This window comes from Marinobacter halodurans, assembly GCF_004327985.1.
Lineage (GTDB): Bacteria > Pseudomonadota > Gammaproteobacteria > Pseudomonadales > Oleiphilaceae > Marinobacter_A > Marinobacter_A halodurans.
Window position 1 is genome coordinate 1 of record NZ_SJDL01000210.1, and the last position, 352, is coordinate 352.

The following is a 352-nucleotide window of genomic DNA, read 5'->3' on the forward strand; positions in this document are numbered from 1 at the left end:
GGCTCGCTGTAAAGAATGCTTTCCCTGGTCCTTGGAATATCCAGCGGAAATAGTCGCCAGAGCGTGACCATACCCGGCCCCAAATTGGCCGGCGACCGCATTTCCACCATCCGCAGGTGAGATTCGACCACCAGCGGTCCCTGATTCTCGGACAACTTGAGTGCTAGAAGCTCGCGTAAACCGTCTTCTCAGCCATAAAGTTCGGCCGGCTCAGGGTGCGCAGTTCGTGGACTCGATAGTGCATCTCGCGCTCACAGGCCTTGAAGGTATCGTCGTCCATATCGCGCCAGTAGCGTTCCGGGCGATTGGTTTGCCGGTCGTGCTCGGCCGTGACCGGGTCCAGGTGGCGGTA

The 352-nt window shown here is 59.1% G+C and carries 1 pseudogene; it reads right to left on the reverse strand.

The features are described 5' to 3' along the window. Positions 1-163: 163 nt before the first annotated feature. Positions 164-352, reverse strand: a pseudogene (locus EZI54_RS24135) (hypothetical protein); the annotation flags it as partial.